The organism is Brevibacillus choshinensis, from assembly GCF_016811915.1.
Taxonomy (GTDB): Bacteria; Bacillota; Bacilli; order Brevibacillales; family Brevibacillaceae; genus Brevibacillus; species Brevibacillus choshinensis_A.
The window spans coordinates 4,304,002-4,327,437 of sequence record NZ_CP069127.1 but is presented as its reverse complement, the minus strand read 5'-3'; the positions used below and the strand labels follow the sequence as shown (position 1 = coordinate 4,327,437).

General features: G+C 52.0%; 22 protein-coding genes, 1 pseudogene and 1 riboswitch. Of the genes and pseudogenes, 13 read left to right on the top strand and 10 right to left on the bottom strand.

What is annotated here, in order from left to right:
• Positions 1-35: 35 nt before the first annotated feature.
• Entirely contained in the window at positions 36-1,472 is a 1,437-nt protein-coding gene (locus JNE38_RS21805) for a sodium:solute symporter family protein (protein ID WP_203353234.1), read from the top strand.
• Positions 1,473-1,558: 86 nt separating this feature from the next.
• Here the strand turns inward: JNE38_RS21805 and JNE38_RS21800 are convergent, their stop codons facing one another.
• Positions 1,559-3,262, bottom strand: a complete 1,704-nt coding sequence (locus JNE38_RS21800; protein WP_203353233.1) for a sigma-54 interaction domain-containing protein — start codon at positions 3,260-3,262, stop codon at positions 1,559-1,561.
• 192 nt (positions 3,263-3,454) lie between these two features.
• Here JNE38_RS21800 and JNE38_RS21795 point away from each other — a divergent pair, with 192 nt between their 5' ends.
• The 6 genes from JNE38_RS21795 to JNE38_RS21770 all read left to right on the top strand — a co-directional run bounded on the left by JNE38_RS21795 (position 3,455) and on the right by JNE38_RS21770 (position 12,033).
• Positions 3,455-3,916, top strand: coding sequence for a MarR family winged helix-turn-helix transcriptional regulator (locus JNE38_RS21795; protein WP_203353232.1), 462 nt, complete (start codon positions 3,455-3,457; stop codon positions 3,914-3,916).
• Positions 3,913-7,041 carry an efflux RND transporter permease subunit gene (locus JNE38_RS21790; RefSeq protein WP_203353231.1) on the top strand — a complete coding sequence of 1,043 codons (3,129 nt, stop codon included), beginning with the start codon at positions 3,913-3,915 and terminating at the stop codon, positions 7,039-7,041. Before JNE38_RS21795 ends, JNE38_RS21790 begins: the two co-directional genes overlap by 4 nt.
• Positions 7,042-7,091: 50 nt before the next feature.
• A complete protein-coding gene (locus JNE38_RS21785; protein ID WP_203353230.1) occupies positions 7,092-8,324 on the top strand; it encodes an efflux RND transporter periplasmic adaptor subunit in 1,233 nt (410 codons plus the stop codon).
• Between the two features lie 59 nt (positions 8,325-8,383).
• Positions 8,384-8,499, top strand: a riboswitch (SAM riboswitch).
• Positions 8,500-8,603: 104 nt separating this feature from the next.
• A complete protein-coding gene (locus JNE38_RS21780) occupies positions 8,604-9,782 on the top strand; it encodes a pyridoxal phosphate-dependent aminotransferase (protein WP_203353229.1) in 1,179 nt (392 codons plus the stop codon).
• Between the two features lie 315 nt (positions 9,783-10,097).
• Positions 10,098-10,568 (top strand): hypothetical protein, encoded by a 471-nt coding sequence (locus JNE38_RS21775; protein ID WP_203353228.1) that lies wholly within the window; start codon positions 10,098-10,100, stop codon positions 10,566-10,568.
• Between the two features lie 253 nt (positions 10,569-10,821).
• Entirely contained in the window at positions 10,822-12,033 is a 1,212-nt protein-coding gene (locus JNE38_RS21770) for an aminotransferase-like domain-containing protein (RefSeq protein ID WP_203353227.1), read from the top strand.
• 53 nt (positions 12,034-12,086) lie between these two features.
• On the opposite strand, the gene JNE38_RS21765 is transcribed toward JNE38_RS21770, so the two are convergent.
• From JNE38_RS21765 to JNE38_RS21755, 3 genes are all read right to left on the bottom strand, one after another.
• Entirely contained in the window at positions 12,087-13,550 is a 1,464-nt protein-coding gene (locus JNE38_RS21765; protein WP_203353226.1) for an HD-GYP domain-containing protein, read from the bottom strand.
• 137 nt (positions 13,551-13,687) lie between these two features.
• Complete coding sequence (locus tag JNE38_RS21760) at positions 13,688-14,536, bottom strand: family 1 encapsulin nanocompartment shell protein (protein WP_203353225.1); 849 nt, start codon at positions 14,534-14,536, stop codon at positions 13,688-13,690.
• Positions 14,537-14,569: 33 nt separating this feature from the next.
• Positions 14,570-15,169, bottom strand: coding sequence for an IMEF encapsulin system ferritin-like cargo protein (locus JNE38_RS21755; protein ID WP_203353224.1), 600 nt, complete (start codon positions 15,167-15,169; stop codon positions 14,570-14,572).
• A 353-nt stretch (positions 15,170-15,522) separates the two neighbouring features.
• Here JNE38_RS21755 and JNE38_RS21750 point away from each other — a divergent pair, with 353 nt between their 5' ends.
• Both JNE38_RS21750 and JNE38_RS21745 read left to right on the top strand, forming a co-directional pair.
• Positions 15,523-15,804 (top strand): DUF2325 domain-containing protein, encoded by a 282-nt coding sequence (locus tag JNE38_RS21750; protein ID WP_203353223.1) that lies wholly within the window; start codon positions 15,523-15,525, stop codon positions 15,802-15,804.
• 62 nt (positions 15,805-15,866) lie between these two features.
• The gene (locus tag JNE38_RS21745; RefSeq protein ID WP_203353222.1) at positions 15,867-16,013 is read left to right on the top strand and encodes a hypothetical protein; all 147 of its coding nucleotides are present in this window, start codon (positions 15,867-15,869) and stop codon (positions 16,011-16,013) included.
• A 99-nt stretch (positions 16,014-16,112) separates the two neighbouring features.
• Here the strand turns inward: JNE38_RS21745 and JNE38_RS31000 are convergent, their stop codons facing one another.
• The 3 genes from JNE38_RS31000 to JNE38_RS21730 form a co-directional block, all read right to left on the bottom strand.
• Positions 16,113-16,403, bottom strand: a complete 291-nt coding sequence (locus tag JNE38_RS31000) for a S1C family serine protease (RefSeq protein ID WP_275296726.1) — start codon at positions 16,401-16,403, stop codon at positions 16,113-16,115.
• Positions 16,404-16,409: 6 nt separating this feature from the next.
• Complete coding sequence (locus tag JNE38_RS21735) at positions 16,410-17,837, bottom strand: recombinase family protein (protein WP_203353220.1); 1,428 nt, start codon at positions 17,835-17,837, stop codon at positions 16,410-16,412.
• A 113-nt stretch (positions 17,838-17,950) separates the two neighbouring features.
• Positions 17,951-18,271, bottom strand: coding sequence for a winged helix-turn-helix transcriptional regulator (locus JNE38_RS21730; protein ID WP_203353219.1), 321 nt, complete (start codon positions 18,269-18,271; stop codon positions 17,951-17,953).
• 217 nt (positions 18,272-18,488) lie between these two features.
• Between JNE38_RS21730 and JNE38_RS21725 the strand changes: the two genes are divergently transcribed.
• Positions 18,489-19,628, top strand: coding sequence for a YheC/YheD family endospore coat-associated protein (locus JNE38_RS21725; protein ID WP_203353218.1), 1,140 nt, complete (start codon positions 18,489-18,491; stop codon positions 19,626-19,628).
• 41 nt (positions 19,629-19,669) lie between these two features.
• On the opposite strand, the pseudogene JNE38_RS30775 reads toward JNE38_RS21725, so the two are convergent.
• Positions 19,670-19,948 (bottom strand): annotated as a pseudogene (locus tag JNE38_RS30775) (S1C family serine protease); the annotation flags it as partial.
• 454 nt (positions 19,949-20,402) lie between these two features.
• Between JNE38_RS30775 and JNE38_RS21715 the strand changes: the two are divergent.
• A complete protein-coding gene (locus tag JNE38_RS21715; RefSeq protein ID WP_203353217.1) occupies positions 20,403-20,942 on the top strand; it encodes a PadR family transcriptional regulator in 540 nt (179 codons plus the stop codon).
• A 67-nt stretch (positions 20,943-21,009) separates the two neighbouring features.
• On the opposite strand, the gene JNE38_RS21710 is transcribed toward JNE38_RS21715, so the two are convergent.
• Both JNE38_RS21710 and JNE38_RS21705 read right to left on the bottom strand, forming a co-directional pair.
• The gene (locus tag JNE38_RS21710) at positions 21,010-22,122 is read right to left on the bottom strand and encodes an aminopeptidase (RefSeq protein WP_203353216.1); all 1,113 of its coding nucleotides are present in this window, start codon (positions 22,120-22,122) and stop codon (positions 21,010-21,012) included.
• Positions 22,123-22,292: 170 nt separating this feature from the next.
• The gene (locus JNE38_RS21705) at positions 22,293-22,385 is read right to left on the bottom strand and encodes a YjcZ family sporulation protein (protein ID WP_203353215.1); all 93 of its coding nucleotides are present in this window, start codon (positions 22,383-22,385) and stop codon (positions 22,293-22,295) included.
• A 216-nt stretch (positions 22,386-22,601) separates the two neighbouring features.
• Here JNE38_RS21705 and JNE38_RS21700 point away from each other — a divergent pair, with 216 nt between their 5' ends.
• A complete protein-coding gene (locus JNE38_RS21700) occupies positions 22,602-22,835 on the top strand; it encodes a hypothetical protein (RefSeq protein ID WP_203353214.1) in 234 nt (77 codons plus the stop codon).
• A gap of 172 nt (positions 22,836-23,007) precedes the next feature.
• On the top strand, positions 23,008-23,406 hold the full coding sequence (locus tag JNE38_RS21695) for a hypothetical protein (RefSeq protein WP_203353213.1): 399 nt from the start codon (positions 23,008-23,010) through the stop codon (positions 23,404-23,406).
• The last annotated feature ends 30 nt before the right edge of the window (positions 23,407-23,436 follow it).

The window sequence follows — 23,436 nt, the reverse complement described above, 5'->3', positions numbered from 1 at the left end:
TGGAGTGACAGCAAAAAGCTAAAGGGGGAAAAGCAATGAGCTTGGCAACGTGGACGTGGATGATCACCATTGTCATGTGTCTCTTCTTCTTAATTCTGTCGTTTCGTTTTAAAGAAAAGGCAGATACCAGTTTCGCGCATTTTGCGATCGCCGGAGGGACGCTGCCATTCTTTCTGATTCTTTTCACCGACATCGCCACGATCATGGGTGTGGGAAACTTCGTGGGGCACGCGGCAAAGGGCTATGATATCGGCATCGCGAATATCCCGTTTGTCGTTGGGGAGCAAGGTGCCAAAATTCTCTTTGCGCTGGTATTTGCCGGATTTGCTGCGAGATTCACGTACCATTCCATCGCCGAAATGATGGATGACCTGCTTTTGCGAGACAAATTCTCCCGCGCGTTGATCGGTATTTTGACCGCTAGCATCATGATCGCCTGGATCGGTGGTCAAGCCAAGGGAATGGGAGACTTGTTTGCTGCCTTTACAGGGACGAATCCACTGGCCATGATTCTGGTCTTTTCCGTCGTCTTCATTTTGTACACGACAGTGGGGGGGATCTATTCCGTTGTCTGGACGGAGTTGATCCAGGGCGGGCTCATTATCGGGCTTGCGGTTTGGTTTTACATACAGGTATTTGCCAAAATCGACTTCAGTTTTTCCACCCTGCAAACCAAGCTGAACGAAATAGGGGCAGGCCATCTCGCCGAATTCCATATGTCGTTCACGGAAGTGGCGACTTTGTTCATCACAGGGTGCTTCGGGATCTTGGCAGCGCAGGTATACTGGCAGCGCTGTTTTGCCGCCGATAAACCAAAAGCAGCCAGTCGTGCCATGCTGTACAGCGGGATCGTCGCCATCGTGTTCACCTGTCTGGCGACGATAGCGGGACTGGTCTCCAAGATTCAAAATCCCAACCTCGATCCAAATCAATCCATGCCTTGGCTCATCATGGAAGAAATGACCGTCACGGCAGCACTCATCTTCTTTACCCTGATCTTTTTGGCTGCGATTTCCAGCGCGGCTTCTACCCTTCACTCAGCGGCGGTCGTCATCATCAACGATCTGGTGATCCCTTATGTTCCCGGGAAGACAGACGCGCAGTACGTCAGGTTCACGCGGTGGTGTGTCCTGGTGGTCGGCGTGTTTGCGGTTGCTGCCGCGCTCTGGGCATCCTCCATCATCGGTCTTTTCTCGATGGCGTACACGATGGCAGGCGGCGGTGTGATTCCTGTCCTGCTTGTCGGCTTGCTCTGGAAGCGGCGGAGGCGGGAGGCGTTCCAAATGGGCATGCAAAACAGCGGAGTTTCCGCCTGGGGAGCCCGGGTGGGCCTGTTATCGGGCGCCATCTGCTCGGTCGCTATCGGCATCCTGTGGGGGATTCTGATCTCGACGATTTTGACCGTCCTCGTCTCGCTCGTGCTGCCGACCAAGCACCATCGGGACCCCTCCGCGGATGCACATGCTCTCTGATTGTCAGGAATAGACGAAAGCAAAAAACGCTCGTCCTCTTTGGGGCAAGCGTTTTTTTCATACCGTTTCATCGCTGCGATGGTCAATCATCCCTCCTGCAAGCGATACTCCTTGATTTTGTTGTAGAGAGTGGCGATGGATATGCCCAGGCTGTTGGCCGCCTTTTTCTTGCCTGCAAGCGAGGTGCCGTACTTGGAGAGCGCCCTGTTGATTTGCTCGCGCTCCATGACACGCAGCGGGAGGATATCGGTGCCGGAGAGAGCTGCCTGACCTGCCGCATGGGAGGCGCTCAAAGTGCCCAGGAGTTTATTCATGTGCATGCGGACCAGCGAATCCGGAATGACCGAGGAGGTGCTTTCATTCATGAGCCGCTCCAGGACGTTTTCCAGCTCCCGGATATTGCCCGGCCAGTGATAATCCGACAGCAGCCCGGTCCCCTTGTTTGTCAACGCCATGGGGCTAAGACCGAGCCGACTACCGATTCTCTCCATCAACGCCTGCACGAGAGCAGGGAGGTCCTCAATTCGATCGCGCAGCGGGGGAGTCTCCAGTCGGATGACATGAAGTCTGTAGTACAAATCCTCGCGAAAGGCTCCTTCCTCGACCAATTGTTGAAGATTGTGATTCGTAGCCGCAATGATACGTACATTCACTTTGATCGTCGCAAGTCCCCCGACTCGCTCGAATTCCTTGGACTGCAGCACCCGCAGCAATTTCGCCTGCAGCTGGGGACTCATATCCCCGACTTCATCGAGAAACAAGGTACCCTCGTTTGCCAGCTCGATCTTTCCGATTTTTTGCTTGGTCGCGTGGGTGAAGGCTCCTTTTTCATAGCCGAATAATTCGCTTTCGAGCAGGGAGGCGGGTATGGCTGCGCAATTGACGGCGACGAACGGTTTTTGATGAAAGGAGCTGCTGGCATGAATGGCATGAGCAAACAGTTCCTTGCCCGTTCCGCTTTCGCCCGTGATGAGGACGGTCGAGCGTGTGCGTGCAGCCTTTTTGGCTATCTCGATCGTCCGTTGAATGGATTTGCTCTCCCCGATGATATCCTGAAACGTATAGCGGGGGATGTGGACCTGGCGCAGGTGATCGTGCAGCGAGCTAATTTCCAGATCCCGCTGCTGCAGTTCCATGGACAGATGCTTGATCTCGGTAATGTCTTGAAAGGTCGTGACAGCACCGCGAAATTCACCCTCTACCGTTATGGGGGCAGCATTCGAGATGGTTTCCACATTCGATCCATGGCTCGTAGACTTCCAGCCAATGACCGGGGCCCTCGTTTTCAGCACTTGTGCGAGTGCTCCATTGGGGGACACGTCAAAAATGCTCTTTCCAATCCGCTCTTCCGGCGAAACATTCGTGATTCTCGAGAAAGAAGGATTGACATACTGAACGATTCCTTGTGCATCTACGAACTGGATGCCTTCATGGGAGTATTTCGATATCGTTTGAAAAAGCTGCTCACTTTTGGATAAAGCCTGAAGGTCCAGTGTTTTTTCTACGAGGAGCTCCAGGATCCAAAAGGTGTGGAAATCGATGACAAGAGTGCGCTCCTGCTGAAAATCCGAGATTTTATCTAAATATTCCCTCTCTTTATTCGCCACCAGGATCAGATCAACGGGTTGTTCCGCACTCGGAGTCAGCGATTCACAAGAAATGGCATCGGGCGAATGCGGGTCCCATACTCCGATGAGGTTGATGGCACCGAGCTGTTTCCAATCCAGAAGCGTCCGCTGCAATTCGGGGGCGGATCCAATCAGAATCAGTGATAAAGGCATGGTGGTCATGGCATGTCCTCCGTGACGATGTCACTTTTTATTATAGCATGCAAAAGGGGAGCGGAGGGGGAAAGAGAGCGGGCCGCTTGTCCAGTCGCTTGTCGAAACTTGCGTCGCTTTTCACAAACGATATTTCTTGATGCGAAATATTCCAGCGTGACATAATTATTTCGCAACGAGAAATTATTTGGAGTGTATGCCATGGACGACAAGAAGCTGCTGACAACGCACCTGATGTACATGAACAAAGTGTATCTGGATCTACTCGCACAGGAGCTGGCTGCATGCGGGATGACCGTCCCGCAGATGTTCGTTCTGGGACCGGTGATGCAGGGGAAAAAGACGATCGGTGAAATCAGTCGCTTGATCGATCTGTCCTACAGCACGGTGTCCGGAATCGTCGATCGGCTCGAGCGAAATGGCTTTGTGCTGCGTGCGCGCGACACCCGTGACAGGCGCATGGTCTGGGTCGTGCTTGCCGATTCGGTAGAGGCGATCCAGCAGCGGATTCCGTTCATGCGAGATGAGTATTTCCCTGATTTGTTCGCATCCATGACGGCGTCAGAAGTGGAGAGGGCGTCAGCGTCCCTGCTGCTTTTGACCAGACATCTCGAAGCGCGGCAACAGTCGTTTCCGAAAAAGGGAGGAAGTGATGCGAGATGAACCTTTCACGTTTTTCGATTCAACGTCCTGTCACGATTTTCATGATGGCCATAGCTTTGCTCATCTTTGGCTTTGTCTCCCTGCCCAAACTGGCTGTCGAGCTGTACCCTGAGCTGAATCTGCCGGTCGCCGTAGTCGTCACGACGGTGGAAGGAAGTACGCCGGCAGAGGTCGAAAAGCTCGTGACGAAGCCGATTGAGGAAGCGCTCGGAACGGTCGCGCGCGTCGACAAGATCATGTCCAACTCAGCGGAGGGCGCTTCGCAGGTCATCCTGCAATTCAACTGGGGTACGGACATGGACCAGGCTACCTTGAACATGAGAGACAAAGTAGACCAGGTGCGAGGACGACTGCCGGACAATGCAAACGCGCCCCGGATTATTAAAATCGATCCGAACAGCGAGCCGATCATGACGTTGTCTGTCACGGGGGAAAGTGAAATCGCCAAGCTGAAGTCTCTGGCTGAGGACGTGATCAAGCCCAGATTGGAGAGGATCGACGGAATCGCCTCTGTCGGCGTGTCCGGCGGAGAGGACAGAGTGATCGAAGTCGTGCTGGATCCGGACCGGATTGCGGCGTACGGCATCGGTCTCGAGCAGGTCCAGCAAGCCTTGCAAGCAACCAACATCTCCGGCACATCGGGAAGTGTCCGCGAGGGGGACACCAAGCTTTCCATCCGGGTGGACGGAGAGTACAGCAGTGTCCAGGATATTGGGGAGACTCCCATACGGCTGGCAGGCGGCACCATCGCGCTGAAAAATCTGGCGACCATAACGGATACATACAAGGAAATCACCCAGAAAACGTATTTGGACGGTAAGACGAGTGTTGGCCTCAGCGTCACAAAGGCTTCGGGCGGCAATACAATCGAAGTCGCTGACGAAGTGAAGGCAGAGCTTGCACAGCTCCAAAATGCCTTGCCGAAAAACGTCAAAATCACCACCATTCTCGATTCGTCCCAATTCATCAAGGATTCCATCTACACCGTGGGAGAACATGCGCTTGTCGGCGGATTGTTTTCCATCCTCGTGCTGTTCCTGTTCCTGAACAGCTTCCGCTCGATGATCATCATCGCGATCGTTTTGCCCATCTCCGTTATCGCCACCTTCTGTCTGATGTATTTTACCGGACAGACGATCAACCTCATTTCGCTATCCGGCTTGACGCTCGGACTCGGATCCCTCGTAGACTTTGCTGTTGTCATTCTCGAAAACATCTTCCGTTATCGCGAGCAAGGAAAGAGCATGATGGAAGCGGCACGGCTCGGTTCAAAGGAAGTGGGTACAGCCGTAATGGCCTCCGCCTTGGCGCAGATCGCCGTGTTTGCTCCGATCGTTTTTGTCGAAGGGCTCGCCTCCGAGCTGTTTGGTCCACTCGCCTTGACGGTCGTCTATTCCCACATCGCTGCGTTGCTGGCTTCCCTGACTCTGGTGCCGATGCTGAGTGCGCGCTGGCTGAAAAAGACACCGCACATGGATGAGCACACGCGCAAGGGCTACCGCGGATTCAATCCGATGATCTGGTTCAACATTGGCTTTTTCAAGCTGGCTCGCGGCTACGGCCGCTTCCTCGGCTGGGCGATCACGCATCGGAAAACCGTTTTGGCCGCAACACTCGCCTTGTTCGTCGGAGCTGTATTTCTGTCGGGGGCGGTCGGTGCGGAATTTATTCCCAAGCTGGAGCAAGGCAAGATTTCCGTATCCATCAAAATGCCGAATGGCACTTTGCTGAGAGAAACGGAGAAGGTCGTCGCAGAGGTAGAGACGCGGATCAAGGAGCTGCCGCAGCTCGAGCAATTATATACCTCCATCGGCTCGTCCGGAGGGCCATCGATCATCGCCACGGGTGCGAGCAACCGTGCACAGCTTCAGGTCTCTCTGGTGCCAAAGGAGCAACGCAATGTGACAACAGAGCAGGTCGTCGAACAACTGCGCAATCAGCTGGCCGACATCTCAGGTCCCGAGATCGAGGTGAAGGAGCTGGATCAATCCGGTGGCCCGATGACAGCCCCATTGGAAGTGACGGTGCGCGGAGACGACCTCGCCGTACTGGAAGACATCAGCGCGATTATCGCGGGGGAAATGAAGCAGGTCGACGGTACGCGCAACATCGTTTCCTCCCTGGAGGAAAAAAACCATGAGCTGCAGGTGCTCGTCCATGCTTCGAATGCCGGTCTGTACGGACTTACGACCAGTCAGGTCCTCGCAAGTGTGCGCACCGCCTTTGACGGTCAGACGATGACGACTTTTCAAACAGGGGACGATCAGATCGATATCCGCGTCATGATGCCGCGAAAGTATCAGGATGACATCACCTATTTGCAGCAGCTTCGCATATCGACATCGAGCGGCGCGCAAATCGCTCTTTCCTCGGTAGCCGAAGTGGTCAGCCAGGAAGTGCCGCAGGTCATTGCGCGGTCCAATCAGACCCGGGAAGTGAAAATATCCGGAGAGTTCGTGGGACGTGACTTGAATTCCGTCTCTACCGATATTCAGGCGAGACTAAACGCACTGACATTGCCGGATGGCTACAGCATCGAGTTTGGCGGCCAGAGCAAGGAAATGATGGAATCGTTCGGAAGTCTCGGCCTTGCGATTATCCTTTCCATCGCTCTCGTATACATGGTCATGGCCAGTCAATTCGAGTCGCTGTTTACTCCTTTCATCATCATGTTTTCCATCCCGCCTACCTTTATCGGCGTTGTCGTCGGACTTTTGGTGACAGGAAAACCGCTTAGTGTGCCGGCCCTGATCGGGTACATCCTCTTGATCGGGATCGTCGTGAACAACGCGATCGTATTGATCGATTACGTCAACCAGCTGCGCAAAAAGGGTGTGGAGCGCAACGATGCCATTTTGCATGCTGGGCCCCTGCGGCTTCGTCCGATTTTGATGACATCGCTGGCGACGATCCTCGCCATCACGCCGCTCGCGTTTGGCGGCGGAGAGGGGAACGAGTCGCAAGCTCCGATGGCGATTGTCGTGATTTTCGGTCTGTCTTTCTCCACGCTGATCACGCTTGTGCTCATTCCGGTCGTCTACACCTGGTTCGATGATTTGGGACGCAAGCTCAAAAACCGTAAACGCAAGCAGAAAAAGCCGCTCGAAAACGAGCTGGTGACTTAAGAGATGACTGTCGATAAGGCAGTCTGCTCGGCAGAGGGAGGATAAAGGAAATGCTACGAAACAAGGCAAGGATCGGGCTGCTGCTGGCGATGCTCCTGGCAGTCGGGGGCTGCAGCGGCCAAGTGGCGCAGGTGCCGCCCAAGCAGGAGGAGGGCAAGGTGGTGCCCGTGCAGATCGATACCGTAAAGCGGGGGAGCGTGGGGACGAGAGCAGGTGTCACTGGAAAGCTGGCGCCTAGCGAGGAAGTCGCCGTCACGCCAAAAATCAGTGGGAAAATCAATCAGATCCAGGTGAAGCTCGGTCAAAAGGTGCAGGCAGGAGCTGTATTATTCACGCTGGATCAGAGCGATCTGAATCGTGCCGTCAAGCAAGCGCAGGCAGCCTATGAGCTGTCCGTAGCCTCACTTCGGCAGAGCGCGAGCAATACAGGGGAAAGTCTGCAGCAAGCCAGGAGCGGTCTCGTCTCATCCGAACAGAGGCTGCAGGACGCCCGGCGCGATTTTGAGCGAATCTCGCAGCTGTATGGGCAGGGGGCGGTAGCTGCCCAGCAGCTCGAGCAGGCTAAAGCCGCGTTGGTCAACGCTCAGACCACTTATGACAATGCAAAGCAGACGCTTGCGACCGCCCAGCAGAAAACAGGAGTAGCCGTAACTGAGGCGTCGGTGGAGCAAGCGCGTGTCGCTTTGGAGAACGCACGTGAAGAGCTGGGCTATGCCGTGATCACCGCCCCCATTTCAGGAACGATCTCGCAGGTGCACGGCTCCGCAGGAGAGATGGCCTCCGTGCAATCAGCAGTCGTGACGATCGTAAATACAGATCCCCTCATCGCCAAAGCGAATCTATCCGAACAAGATGTGTCAACCGTGAAAAAGGGTGACGTGGTGACGATCACGCTCACCACCCTGGAAAAAGACCTGAAGGGAACGATCACCGCCATCAGCCCCGTCATGAATCAGGACTTGCGCGCCTATCCCGTGGAGATATCCCTTGCCAACCCGGAGGCGATCCTGAAAGCAGATATGGTCGTCAACATCCAGTTCGGCTTGCAGCAGTCAGCGAATGCTCTCGTCGTCTCACGAAAGGCAGTTTTTGAGGAAAACGGGAAACAGTACGTCTACCGCATAACCGACAAGACCGCAAAGAAAGTGGAAGTGAAAACCGGAGAACAGACCAGCGATTCGATCGAGCTTGTGGAAGGTGTCCAGGAAGGTGACCGCATTGTCGTGCGGGGACAGACGTTACTTAGAGACGGGGCAACCGTGCAAATTCAGCAAGGATCTTGACACACCGATAACGCTCAAGTAGTATGAAGAAGATTCAAAACATTATATTCCGTGTGCTTTACTTATTCAGAGAGGTGGAGGGACTGGCCCTATGAAACCCGGCAGCGGATCTATGTTCCCTTGTGGAGCTGGATGCTGTGCCAATTCCAGCAGGAGATTTCCTGACAGATAAGGACGTGACGAAGCTGATCTACCCCTTTTTCTGTAAGGAAAGAGGGGTTTTTTGCTGTACGAATTTATTTTACATGCATCATCCGACAGAAAGGAAAATGAAGACAGATGCGTATCCAACATTCCGACATGATCGATCGGCTGCCGACGCAATTTTTTGCCACACTCGTAGCGAAAGTAAATAAAGTCATCGCTGCCGGTCATGATGTGATCAATCTCGGCCAGGGCAATCCTGATTTGCCGACACCGGCCCATATCGTAGAAGAATTGCAGGCAGCGGCAGCGCTCCCGCTGCATCATAAATATCCGCCGTTTAGCGGACGCCTCGAGCTGAAGCAGGCGGTCGCTCACTGGTATAAGCAGGAATTTGACGTGGACCTCGACCCGGAAGAAGAGGTAGCGATTTTGTTTGGCAGCAAGACAGGGCTAGTGGAAATCTGCCAGGTCTTGATGAACAAAGGGGATGTCGCATTGGTGCCGGATCCAGGCTATCCTGACTACTGGTCCGGGGTTGCCGTCGTAGACGGGCGAATGGTCATGATGCCTCTGCGCGCAGAGAATCAGTTTTTGCCTGATTACGGTCAGATTGCAAAGGAAGATCTGGAGCGAGCGAAGCTGATGTTCCTCAACTACCCGAACAATCCGACAGCGGTGAATGCTCCCTTTGAGTTCTACGAGGAGACGATTCGCTTTGCACAGAAAAACGAGATCGTCGTATGCCACGACTTTGCCTACGGTGCCATCAGCTACGATGGCAAAAAGCCGGTGAGCTTTATGCAGGTTCCGGGTGCGAAGGAAGTGGGCGTCGAGTTCTACACACTGTCCAAGACCTACAACATGGCGGGCTGGCGCGTCGGTGCGATGGTAGGAAACCGCGAGCTGGTCCGACTGATCAATCTGATTCAAGACCATTACTTTGTGAGCTTGTTCGGAGCAGTGCAGATGGCCGCGGCAAAAGCCATGACGGAGTCGCAGCAGTGCGTACGCGATCTGGTAGCCGTCTACGAAGGACGCCGCAATGCACTGTTCACCAATCTGCATCGCATCGGCTGGCAGGCACAGCCTTCGCAAGGCTCGTTCTTTGCTTGGCTGCCCGTTCCGAGCGGATATTCCTCGATCGAGTTTTCGGATCTGCTGCTGGAAAAAGCACACGTGGTGGTAGCACCGGGGAATGGCTTCGGGCCTACGGGCGAAGGCTACGTACGGGCGGCTCTCTTGTCGGATGAGCAGCGACTCGCTGAAGCAGTGAGTCGAATCGAGCGGCTGGGGATATTTACAAAAGCATAAACAACAATGCAAAAGACGGACCGTACTGCTGAAATCAGCGGGTACGGTCTTTTTGCATTCTTTTTACAAGTCTTATGTGCAGCAATGGCTCCCGCTGTGAAGCAGGCCCATTCTTTTTGTTCGTTTTCGGGCACCTGCCCATCGCCTACAGGAGAGGTAGCGAATATGGTAGGAAGAGCTGGGCAAAATAAAATCACTGTCCATTCTCAATAAAAATCATTCTCATTATTGACAGATAATGATTTTCATTATACGATAAATACTGTTAATGATAATTAGTCTCAGCGACAACTTTTGGCAGAGCGGGAGGGTACCATGCGCTATCAGATTAATGGTTACACGGATATGTATACGGTAATCGCCAACGAGCGAAAAATAGGCGGGGCTATTGAAGCAGGTTCGATCCGTCTGCGTACGGGTGAAATGTTTGCCAATGCCGTTCTCACTCGTCTGGAAATGTCCGGAGCGCATTTTTGCTCGATCGGTTTTGTAACAGAAGAAGGACAGCGACTGATTGTCCATGTAGACGATATCAGCATGATTGCAGACGCTCGCCACGTGAATGTGTGCGATTTGCGCAATGATGGCATGAGAGCGGAAAAGAAAGCAGAACGCTTGAAACGATTGAAGCGTCTGTGCGAGCTGAACGAAGGAAGCTGTACGCTGACCTTCCAGGAAGAAGCTCTTTTGCTGGCCGAAGATATTGGGTTGGAAGAAGCGCATGCCCATGTCGATCTGTCTTTCCTGCCGCAAGTGGAAAAAGCACGCGTGATTCGCATCGCATAGGTATGAATCAAGCTTACATAACCTCTTTCCGATTCTGGAAAGAGGTTTTTCATTTGGTTGTCATCCTGACGGCACACAAGGCAAAGATAGCGGCAGTGTCGATCGAACAATCGCTCGACATAGTCAAAACCTATTCCCCCATAGTAAGTGAGCATTGGACATTGCCATTCGACAGTGATAAAACAAGTATAAACAAAACGGCCGCCGCGAGCGGTCACATCCACTTATATGAAAAATCAAGGGGGAACGGAACATGGAGTATTCCTTTTCAAAATCAGTAGAAGCATTATCCTCCTCGGCTGTCCGGGAAATCTTGAAGCTGACCCAAGGCAATCAAGTGCTCTCGCTCGCTGGAGGATTACCAGCGGCGGATTCTTTTCCGATCGCGGAAATGCGTGAAGCTTTCAATCGTTCGTTCGATTTGGGTGCGAAATCACTGCAATACGGCTTGACGGATGGCTATCTCCCGCTGCGCCAATGGGTGGCTGACCGCATGAAACAAAAACATATGAATGTTGGCGTGGACAATATGCTGCTGACCACCGGCTCCCAGCAGGCCGTCGACTTGCTCTGCCGAGTCTATTTGGACGAAGGCGACGTCGTGCTGGTAGAAAATCCTACTTACTTGGCTGCGGTCCAATTGTTCCAATTCCGTGGTATTCGCGCCATTCCGGTGGAGGGGGACGCTGAAGGCATGGATATGGATGACCTGGCAGCGAAAATTGCCAAATACCGCCCGAAAATGGCGTATGTCATCCCGACGTTTGCCAACCCGACAGGCAAAGTATGGTCCATGGAGCGCCGCCTCGGCTTGCTGCGGCAATGCAAGGAAAACAACATCTTGATTCTGGAAGACGATCCGTACGGTGAAATCCAGTTTGACGGCGAGGCGCCTTACCGTTCCATTTTCTCTCTGGATGAGCACCCGAATGATTCGTGTGTGGTATACACCAGCACGTTCTCCAAGATCGTGGCACCGGGTCTTCGCACCGGGTGGGCCATCGGCGATACGCGTGTGATCCAGATGATGGTCAAGGCAAAGCAAGCAGTGGATCTGCAATCGAGTACCATCGACCAGATCGCGCTCCACGAGCTGCTGTCCCGTTTTGATCTGGAGACGCATATCGAAAAAATCCGCTCCTCTTACAAAGAGCGCATGGAGTGGATGCACGAGCTGATGACCAAGCAGCAATGGGCAGGCGTGACATGGGAAAAACCGCGCGGGGGCATGTTCCTCTGGGTGAATCTGCCGGAGAATGTGGATGCCGAGAAGCTGTTGGCCTACTCTGTTAAAGAAGGGGTGGCATTCGTGCCAGGCAAACCGTTCTATGCGGAAGAAGCAAAGCTCAACACGATGCGCCTGAACTACACGCTGCTCAATCGCGAGGATACAGAATTAGCGATCGCGCGTCTGGGAAAAGGATTGGCACAGTATCTGCAAGATCAGGTCGTGTCACAGGCATAAAGCAAGAAAGACAGCCAGAAATGGGCTGTCTTTTCGTTTGGATAGAGGTCCGATTAGACGTGCCGAATTCGATCTTCAGCGGAAACCGTGGCGATGGTTGTATCCTCATTAATCATCGTCGCAGGATATCGATAGACGGAAGGATCTCTCTCGCATACGCGAATCCATGCATCTACACAGCTGCGATCAAAATGGGTTCCTGCGTTTTTCAGCAAAAAGGCAGCCGCCTCATCGTGCGTCCATGCGGAGCGATATGCGCGATGGGACGTAAGGGCGTCGTAGACATCGGCTACGGCAACGATTCGAGCCATCAGCGGAATCTGTTCTCCACGAAGCCGATCCGGGTAGCCGCTGCCATCCCACTTTTCGTGATGGGAGCGAATGATGGAGAGCTCATCCTTCATAAAGCCCAGGTTTTTGCACATTTCATAGCCCAAAAGCGGATGCTTTTCGATGGTCGCCCGTTCCGCTGCTGTGAGCTTCCCAGGCTTGCCTAAAATGGAATCGGGAATATTGATTTTCCCAATGTCATGAATGATGGTGCCCTGCGCCACAGCCCGCAGCTGTTCCGGCCGTAGCTTCAGCTCTTCCCCCAACCGCAGTGCATAGAGGGCGACGCGAAAATTATGCCCGGCCGTATACCGGTCCTTGTTCTCGGTGGCTTCGATCAGTGCTTTCACGCTCGGCGAGATACTGTTTGTGATCCGCTCGATCGGATCTGTCGTAAACAAAGCACGCAGAGCACCTGCCAGAGACTGTTTCAGGGCGTATTGTCTATACAGCCCTACAATCATCACAATCATGGATGCGAGCAGCAAAAAGTGATAGATCCACCAGCTCACCCGCCATGACTCGCCGAGCTGCATGATGAGCTGCGAGGTGATCAACCAGCCGGAGCTGTAGACGATCGACAGCTGCAATGGAAACCGCGAGTATTGATAGGACTGATAATAGCGATACACGGTGATGGCATTGAGAATCAGGATAGTCAAGGATGCCAGCCAGTTGACGAGCAGAGATTCCAAATCAATCGGATCAACGAGATGGGGATGAAGCATGCTGACGATGCCGCTGCCAACCAAAAATAAAGTCCAGACCGGGAGAAGATGTCTCTGCTTGCGCGCTAAAAATTCGATCCACGGATGGTCGGTAGTAAAAGAGGACAACCAAAGCCAAATGGTTGCCAAGAGGATGCTGCCTTGCGCTGCGACGCTGGGAAGATGGGTAGCGTGTAGAAGAAAGTCCGGAGTGGACAATCCATGGATGGCAAAGACGGCAGCGAGGGAGAGAAATGCCAAGGACAGCAAGGTTACCTGGATGTTCCGTAGACGTGACCCTGCCATTCCCACCGTAATGGCGATGATAATTCCCAATAGTGCGACAGAACTGACGACGTAAAAGTGACCTCTCGGCAAAACAAACAACAGATCCAGTGAGCGGTTCATGCGCAGGAACTCGAACAAAAGATAAGGCAGGATCACAGCAAGAACGGGTCCAAAAAAGCTGCGAAACAACATGAAAGTAAGTCACCCCACGGTTGATAATGGATCACATGATCTTGTTCAAGCACCGAACGACTCCAAATCCACATAAAGAAGGCGCATCAATTGCTGTATAAGTCAATTGATGCGCCTTTTCCCATGCGAAGAAAGATTTATTCTTCCGTTTCTTCCAGTGTGCAAATGGCACTAGGGCGCTTGATGCGCAGCACGACGCACTCATATACGCGGAACAGGCTATTCATTTGCTCGTCCCCGAGGAAAGCAGAGTCGAAGTCTTCGGCAATCGCCAGGTCGAGGTTGTGACGACCGGTCGCTACGAGAACACCGCTGCGGCCCTTGATCGTAGGGGATTGGAAAACACCGTCCGTTACGATATTGCGGATATGCTCAATTTCCAGGACGTTTGTTCCCTTGTGTACGCGATGCAAGAGTGCGTACAGCTCTGGCGATACCACGAGAGCGTAAGGACCGCTGTGGCCCATTTTCAACAGTTTGTTGCGTGCTTCCACGATATCAGCGAAAGCGTTACCGGACTCCATCCAATCGCTCTTCAGATGGGTGAGACGCCCTTTTACATTCATCAGCCCTGGGAGATCGAACTCGGCAGCACCGTTGAAAATCAGATCGTCCTCCATCAAAGCGCCGCCTGCGGCTGCATTGGCTGCCGCACTCATATCGAGCGGCATTCCCAGCGTACGAGCCTGCGCGACATCACGCCAATAGAGCATGAAGTCTTTGTAGAGAATCGGGATGGTCATGCTGACTCGGCGACTCGGCTGGGTCATTTCCAGCGATTCGCCGCGCAGGCTCAATCCACCGAAGCGGGATTCTTCATAGACGTCATTGGTGATCGTCTGGATGCCTTCACCCAGCGGTCCGTAGATATCAATAAAACGGCGGCCAACCAGTTGGCGACGAGCCATTTCGATGACAGTCGCATCCAGTTGGTTCCATTCCTCGTTTGTCAGGGGAGAATCCGGGTATTTACGAAGCTTGTCCATAGCGCTACCTCCAAGTCATACGGGATCGTACTCTTATTTCAAACCTTTCAAGCTGCCTACAGTCAGTCCTTTTTTGGCGGAAACCGGTGCTGCAGAGTGAGTGATGACGGAAGCGACGCCTTGAGGGGCATTCGCAGACGCTTTCAGGTGATCCACCTGGTGCACATCGTGACCTTCGTCATGGTCGGTAAGATCCGTGTACACATCGGAAAAGCGCTCACTGAGCTTGGCCATGATTTCTTTCACCTGCAGGTAGTCTGCGTGAGTTTTTTCCCTCATGCCATCGAGGGTTTGACGGGTCTCGTCATCCCGGAACTCGTACAGGGAAAGCTCCAGATGCTCGCGGAAATTGTGCAATCCAAAACGCTCCAGATTGATATCGGAAAGCAGTTGGGACAATTCACGGTCACTTAGCTGGTCCGTTTTTTTCTCAGCAGACAAGGTTTCCAGGTGAGGAACCAGTTCTTGCAGACGTCCCATGCGCTGCTCTTCTTCTTCCAGAATGTGGTGATAGTACAGACGAGTATGCTCGTCCTGGGCAGCGTCAATAATCGGCTGAATAATGCCCATGAAGCGGTTGATATAACCTCTGGTTCGATCAAAAATGGCGTGCAGCTGTGTAAAGTCTTGCACCCTACGCCACCTCCTCGCAATTGATTCTATTTCTTCATTATACCTTTGGAAAAATACACCGGGCAAGAAATATGTACAGTTTCCTTGATTTGACCGTTAGAAAGGATTTTTCCATTTCCTATCCTGCATTAGCATACCACAGGGACAGCCCAAACGATCATGAGAAGGGGAGCCCTCTGTCATTGCCATTACGTTTTGTTATTTTACAAAAAAGATATCATGGAGAGTATTGTCAAACACAAATGGGAATGATAATATTTATCAATAAGAGTGATATTCATTATCAATTAACCGAATGAGAACCGACACCGATCACATACACAATCCCATTATTTTAAGGAGGTAACACGGTTATGTCATCCATTCTAGTCATTGGCGGAGACCGCCTAGGGAATATCATCGAGTTTTTGCAGGAAAAGGGATTCCGGGAAATTCACCACGTAACGGGACGGAAAAGCTCGCAAACAGGAGTGAAGATCCCGACTGGCACCCATATGATTCTCGTGCTGACGGATTACGTCAATCACAACCTCGCAAAAACAGTAAAGAACCAGGCAAAAGACCGTGAATTGCCCATTCTGTTTTGTAAACGCTCTTGCTCTGCCATTGCCAAGGCCTTTCATATGCCAGCGTAAATACATACCGATCCGGTTGGGCAGACTAATCGGCGAGTCTGATATCAACGGAGGAATGGGCTATGGAGCAAAATCGCTTGAATGAATTGCCAATTGCACAGCTGACGGCCGCTCAGCTGCAGCAACTGAAGCAAGCGGAAGAACAGATCAATGCCGATGGTAAAAATGTGTACCTGATTGCGTTTGAAAAGCAAGCCCCGTCCCTCTAGACGGGGTTTTTTTGTACAGCTAATAGACGCCATCCATGAATGGTGGGGCTACGCCGATAATGGCGCAGCCAGTTCTTTTTCGTTTTTCCTGCAATCGGATTACTTGAACACGTACTGCTCCAATTGAGTTTTCAGGGCGTCAATTCCTATGGCAAAGCCCAGGCATTGACTTGACTGGATGATAAAAGCGTTCAAACCGATGACTTCTCCGTTCAAATTAATGAGCGGCCCCCCGCTGTTTCCGGGATTGATGGCGGCATCTGTCTGGAAAATTTCTTCGTAAAGCCTTTTCGCTACCTGCAATCTTCTGTTTTTGGCACTGATAATTCCGGCTGTGACCGAATTTTCCAAACCAAGTGGGGAGCCACGTGTTCTCGTAGAGTCAAAAATCCAGAATTAACGGAATTGCCACTGGCTCACTTGTACGCGTCGAGGGTTAACCGATTCCTCGGCATCCACACGCGCAAGCAAACACATCGTAAGCTGCCTCTTTTCCTCGCGTGTGGCATGCGACCAGATCGAGCCCCAATCTCCCAGGAGGTGCAAGCTGTCGGGAGAACCTGGATCGGTTGCAGGCAGCTGAAGCATGTCTTTCACAGCTTTCAGCTCCGCTAGCTTCGCTCGAAAAACATCCAAAGAAATCAATCCTTCTGCATAGGCTTCTTCCCAGCGTTTTCGCTTGAGTGACAGCGCGTTTTCTGTTTGCAGCTCCACTCCTTGCCTGCTCTGCGCTTGCCTGCTCCACAAGCTGGCTGCGACCTCCAGCGCCTGCTGGGAATACTGCATAAGCTGCTGAAGCATCGCTCGCTCCAGTCGATCTTCCCGGATGGCGGGCGCGTCACAAAGTTTGCTGCGTTTTCCCGGGCAGGTGTAATACGCCTGCGCAAACGGTGCGCCGCCAATCCTTTGCGAGCGAATGGTTTTCCCCCGCATGAGTGAGCCGCAGCGGGAACAGTGCAAGAGTCCGGAAAAAAGGAGGGAGGAGGAGAGGGTGCGCGGATGGTGCGAGCTGCGCTGCTCGATCTTGTTTTGCACGGCAAAAAAGGTGTGCTCGTCGACGATGGCTGGATGAGCGGATTCCTCCAGGAGCCACTCCTCTGGCGGATTTTGCCTTTGGCCGGCGTCAGCATGGTTCCAGCGAAGAGCGCCGTAGTAGACGGGATTTTTCAGCAGGCGAAGGACTGCGCTGGCGCTCCATTTGGCTCCGTTTTTTCCGCGGGATCCCTGACGATTGGCGTGTTCAGCGATCGCTCTGGGCGAATCTCCCCGAGCGTATTCGGCAAACATGGTCTTGACCGTGCTTGCTTCGATTGGATGAACCGTCAGCTTGCCGTCGATGAGTTCGTAGCCGTATGGAGGAGGGCCACCTGGCCGTTTGCGCTCCTTGACCATCTGTTCCATGCCGAGCTTGACGCGTTCTGCCAGATTTTCGCGCTCCCACTGAGCCAATGCAGCTACCAGGGTAATGAATAGGCGCCCCATGGCCGTCGTCGTGTCATAAACTTCCGTGCAGCTTTTGAAGCGTACGCCATAGCGTTCAAACTTCTGGAGCAGCTGGTACAGGTCGAGTACAGACCGCGTGAGACGATCGAGGCGGTAGACCAGGACGACATCGATTTCCCCGTGCTGGATGTCGGTTAAAAGCCGCGCGAGCTGTGGACGATTGGTATCCTTGGCGCTAGCACCTTCATCCACGTAAAGGCTCTTAAGCGTCCAATCCTGCGAATGGACATAGGACAGCAGCTTTTCTCGTTGCGCAGCAATGGAGAAGCCTTCGCGCGCCTGTTCCTCTGTGCTGACCCGGATATAGACAGCCGTTCGCATGAAAATCCCCTCCTGTCGCTCGGGTTGCTAGAGTCTACAGCAGGAAGGGTGGGGTTATGCCTGGCCCACATAAAAAAAGCCCCGCTCATCCTTATTGGACGAGGCGGGGGGAACTACATCCACTTCTGACCCCATTCGTGAATGGAATCGATGACGGGACGAAGGTCCTTTCCTTTTTCAGTCAGCTCGTATTCGATGCGAACGGGAATCTCCGGATACACATTGCGCTCCAGGATCTGCAATTCCTCCAGTTCTTTCAACCGCTCGGACAGCATTTTATCACTCATGTGAGGAACCATTTCCCGAATGTCCTTAAAGCGTACAGCACCACGCAACAGTACGTGGATAATCAAGCCAGTCCAGCGTTTGCCCAGGACATTGATAGCCCCTTCATATTTCGGACACATGTGTTCGCCAGCAAATTCTTGACTCATGACGGCGTCACCTCTACCCTGCATGTTTGAATTACCCTATATTGTATCATACGGACTTGAAAAAAGTAAGTAACAGAAGTATACCTTCTTGTTGTCGCCAAAAAACGAACCGCCTATGCTGCTAATAAGCGGCAGAAACAAGCCTGATTCCGACGCTTTCGTCTCCCTGCCGGGCAGGAGCACATAGGATAAGGAAAAAGAAGGAAGGAGTTCGGACATGTCTTCCAAAAAAGTCATCGGCATTTTGACTTGGAGAGAGGGAAAACGCTTTGCGGAACCAGATTACCTCCGACGATTGGTGAAGGCCGGTCAGGAGCTGGGGGCACAGATCTTTTTATTTTCCCATCAGGATGTGTTTAAAGCGGAACGGAAAATCCGGGGATTTACTCCGAAGAGTGGCGGGGGCTGGGAGAGCAGTTGGTATCCTTGGCCACAGATCGTCATAGATCGGTATCGCAGGCGGGTTCCTGAATACATGAAGCTGCGCCACAGCAATCTGTTTAAGTTTGCCAACAGTCCTTTCAGCAAGAAGTGGAGGGTGACGGAGCTGCTCGCCAATGACGAGAGAGTCAAGAGGTGGATCCCCGAGACCTACGTGTATACGCCGGAAAAGCTGAAGGTGATGCTGAAGCGGCATCCCATGCTGTATGTGAAGCCGGGAAATGGTACGGGAGGCAGGAGCATCTTGAAAGTGGCCGTACGGGGAAAACAGTATGAGCTGAAAGGAAGAGACAAGCGCTATGTCTATAAAAACGCCAGCTTCCAGCGTGCCGAGGATGTAGGCAGATGGGTTCGCAAATGGGTCACTGAGCAGCGAATCAGCGATGGGAATTTTCTGGTGCAGCAAGGATTGGATCTGGAGCTGGTTTCCAATCGGATAGCGGATATCAGGCTGCTGATCCAGAAGGACGCAGCTGGCGAATGGAGTGTCACAGGGTGTGGCGTGAGGGTAGGTGAAAAGGGGAGCTCTACCTCCAATCTGCATGGAGGAGGGCGGGCCATTCCCTTTCATGTCTTTGTGTCCAAACGATTTGGTGAAGAGGGAGCACAGCAGATCCTGCGCGAGTGCCACCACATGGCCCATCAGGTCGCATCTGTGCTCGAAGAGAAATTCGGCCGCATGATGGAATTTGGCTTGGATATCGGGGTAGACGTCGATGGCAGGTCGTGGCTCATCGAAGTCAATCCAAAGCCTGGCCGGGAAATCTTTAAGCAAATGAAAGCGATGGATCTGTATGCGGAAGCCATCCGTCGACCTGTGTTGTTTGCGGTGCATCTGATTGAGGAGAAAACGGGCAGTCGCATCAGGCTGGCTGCGCAGCAAAGCCAATCCCAGCCGAAACGGCAAATGGGGTAGGAGCTGCTTGTTTTTGCCTCTATGGCGACAGATGGGGAACCGATGCTGATGACCCATTCGCCAACTTTGGTGTGGGCGGAGTTTCCGAGAGGAAGTGGAAACAGCTTGCAATCGGCGTCAATTTTGATGACGGCATAGTCACGCACGCGATCGGACAGGATGCGTTGTGCTTCAAAAACGCGACCATTGAACAGCTTGACGTAAATGTTTTTGGACTTGCCGATTACATGTTCACTGGTCAGGATGTAGCCTTTCGGATGAAAAAGGAATCCTGAACCAAAGCTTCGCTCCGTGGTGGATGGGGTTTCTTCCTCGTTCATCAGACTGCGAATCAAGGAATCCATGTTTTTGGAATGGGGAGCGTCCTCGGTGACGATGGAGACCACTCCCTCTTGGACTCGTTCCACGATTGGCACGAAAAAATTGAAGGGATGCAAACTGCTGCTGCTCACGGGGTACTTTACCCGCGTATAATGGGACCATTTTTTACTTTTCACCGATTTCTCCCCCTACAGCAGATAGGTATGTATCATCTTATGGGGAGTGGATAAGGAAGGGAAGCCCAATTTTCCTATGTTTCGAGCATATATCAGTGTTTATATATCATTATTTTTGATTGATATAATAAAGAAATAGCATTGGTATAATTATTAGAATCCAATTATAATACATATATCTAAAGAATATTTTGAACATAAAGGCTATGCGGATTCGATTATCTGCCAGAGTCACCACAGAGAGAAAAGAAACAACGGTAATGGAGGATGCGAAGAGATGGACGTAAAAACAATCATACTTGGCTTTTTGAGTTACGGTGAGATGAGCGGGTACGACATAAAGCAGGCGTTTACCAACAGCATTGGGTTCTTCTACGACGCCAGCTTTGGTGCGATTTATCCAGCGCTGCGCAAGCTCGAGGAAGAAGGCTACGTGACAAAGCAGGAAATCATTCAGTCCGGGAAGCCAAACAAGATCCTGTACCGAATCACGGACACGGGAAGAGAAACCTTCCTGCAGGAAATTCAGACTCCAATCGTACCGGCCGTTCTTCGTTCTGACATGCTGGTAAAAATCTTCTTCGGAAAGAGCCGCAGCGAGGATGAACAAAAAGATCTGCTCGAGGGCTGCATCGAAGTTCAACGCCAAGTATTGCAGCAAAGCAAGACGACCTTTAAAAAGCTGGAAGCCAATTTTGACGAGTATCAGCGTTTTTGCTGGGAATATACGATACACCATTTGGAGACGACCATTGCGTTTTTGGAGCAAAAATCATCGTCTCTGTTGAAACAGCCAGCCTGTTCCGTGCCTGTGTAGTCAGCGGAAGGCGAACTGAAAAAGCGAAGGCCCGCAGTGGGTGCCTTCGCTTTTTGTTTGGATCCGATTATTTCAGGTTTTCTGGATTCAGGCACTCCAGCTCTGGAATGACAAATCGCCCGTCTTTGCGAATCAAGCGGTCATCAAACCAGATCTCGCCGCCTCCCCATTCCGGTCGCTGGATCATCACCAGATCCCAGTGGATGGAGGACTTGTTGCCGTTGAAAGCTTCGTCGTAGGCTTGACCTGGTGTGAAGTGGAAGCTGCCGTCGATTTTCTCATCGAACAGAATGTCTTTCATCGGGTTTTGAATAAAGGGGTTGACCCCGATTGCAAATTCCCCGACATAACGGGCGCCTTCATCTGTATCAAACACTTCATTGATTTTCGCAGTATCGTTTGCCGTCGCTTCGATGATCTTGCCATCTTGGAAGGTCAGCTTGATGTTGTCATAGGTGTAGCCTTGGTAAGGAGACGGTGTGTTGTAAGAAATCGTGCCGTTCACAGAATCGCGCACAGGTGCAGTGAATACTTCTCCATCCGGAATATTTGCGTTGCCTGCGCACTTGATCGCAGGAATTCCTTTGATCGAGAACGTCAGATCGGTACCCGGACCCGTGATGCGTACCTTGTCCGTCTTCTCCATGAGTTCGACCAGGCTGTCCATGGCACTGTCCATTTTGCCGTAATCGAGTGTGCATACCTTGAAGTAGAAGTCCTCGAAAGCATCGGTGCTCATGTTAGCCAGCTGCGCCATCGAGGCGTTTGGATAGCGAAGTACGACCCATTTGGTCTCTGGAACGCGCACGTCGAGCACAGGGCGCATCAAGAGCTTCGAGTACAGCTGCATTTTGTCGCCAGGGACGTCAGCCAGCTCGCTGATGTTGTCTCCGCCCCGAATGCCGATGTAGCAATCCATTTTTTTCATGAAGCTCACATCTGCTTCGCGCATCACACCCAGCTGCGTTTCATTTGCGTTCAGGAGAAGCTCGCGTTGAATGGATTGATCGATCAGCTGTACGTAAGGGTTGCCCCCAGCTTCATATACTTTGGCGATGACGGCTTTCACCAGATCATGAACTTGGCCGATAGCGTAAATCAATACGTTTTCCCCCGGCTGGACGGTCGTGGAATAGTTGACGAGAACGTCAGCCAGCTGTTCAATTCGTGGATCTTTCATAGGAAGAGTATCCCTCGCTTTCCATTACATTCAGTATGTATTGTACACAACCTGCACACAAAAAAGCTACCCGAAGAACGGGTAGCTTGCGACGAAACGCGCTTAACAGGATTCGGTTTTAATGTATATGCAGCTCCCTGCCTAATTGTTCCATATCTATATGCAGCTAATTAATCGCAGCTGCAAGCAACAATTACCAGTAGGATGAACAGGATCAACACTAAAGTGAAGCCGTCAAAACCGCCGTTAAAGATGCTACTCATATGATAAACATCCTCCCTTGTGTGTTAAGCCTCTTGTGCTTACATCCATAAGATATGGGTTTACGCACAGGGCCGATACGGGCATATGCCCATTTTTGGGAAGATTCTTTCGGGTCATTTTTTTAATCCTTGAGGTGGCAATGTTTATTATTCTGAAAAGCAGGAAAAGCTAGAGGATACCAAAAGACTTTGCAATAGCGAAAGGATGTCATTCAGATGCAAAGATCATTGTCCAGTCTCCAGCACGACCTCGTTCCGATCACCATCAACGTAGGGGAAGACTTTAAATCAATCGTATGGAAAGCTCAGTACGATATGGACTTCAATACGGAATGCCTGTTTTGCTTCTCAGAGCAAATTACCGGTTATCGGGTAGAGGATGAAGAGGGGCATTCTGGAAAAGTAGCCGTGTGCCCGCACTGTGAGAAAGTGAACGCCATTTACGCCTGATTTGCCAACACCAAAGAGATGATCAAGAAAAAAGCGATGCCTCATGCGGGCGTCGCTTTTGTTATCTTTATCTGCCACTGCATCCACCATGTACCACCAGAGGTTTAGCAGGATTGAAGAGAGGTTTCACGAATAGTACAGAGGTATACATATGTGGAATTGAGGTGAAATGATGCAGAAGAAATGTAGCCGCTGCGGAAACGACATGGAAATCGTGCTACGCAACGTCGTGTACCGCAACCGGGTCAAAATCCTGAATGTACCGGTGCACGTCTGCGTGGACGACTGCTGTGCCCATTCCCAGGTGGTGGATGTCATTAAAGACGATCTAAAAGCACTCATGGAGGAATTGGGGCAGCATCCAGAGCGACAGGCGATCGAATTCGAAGAAATGTCAGAGTTATCCAACTTATTGGTGCTGATTGCCAATGAAGGGATGGACTCTTCCATAAGAGAAGTGCTGGGTGAGCGAGTGAACGAACTCTTGGACTTGTTTTTATTGGCGCAATCTCTGGGAGACGAGAAGTGGATGAGAGAGCTTCGGGAACGATTGACAAAGATAATGGTGTAACATGAAGGGGGAGGGGCGCCTGGAAGAGGG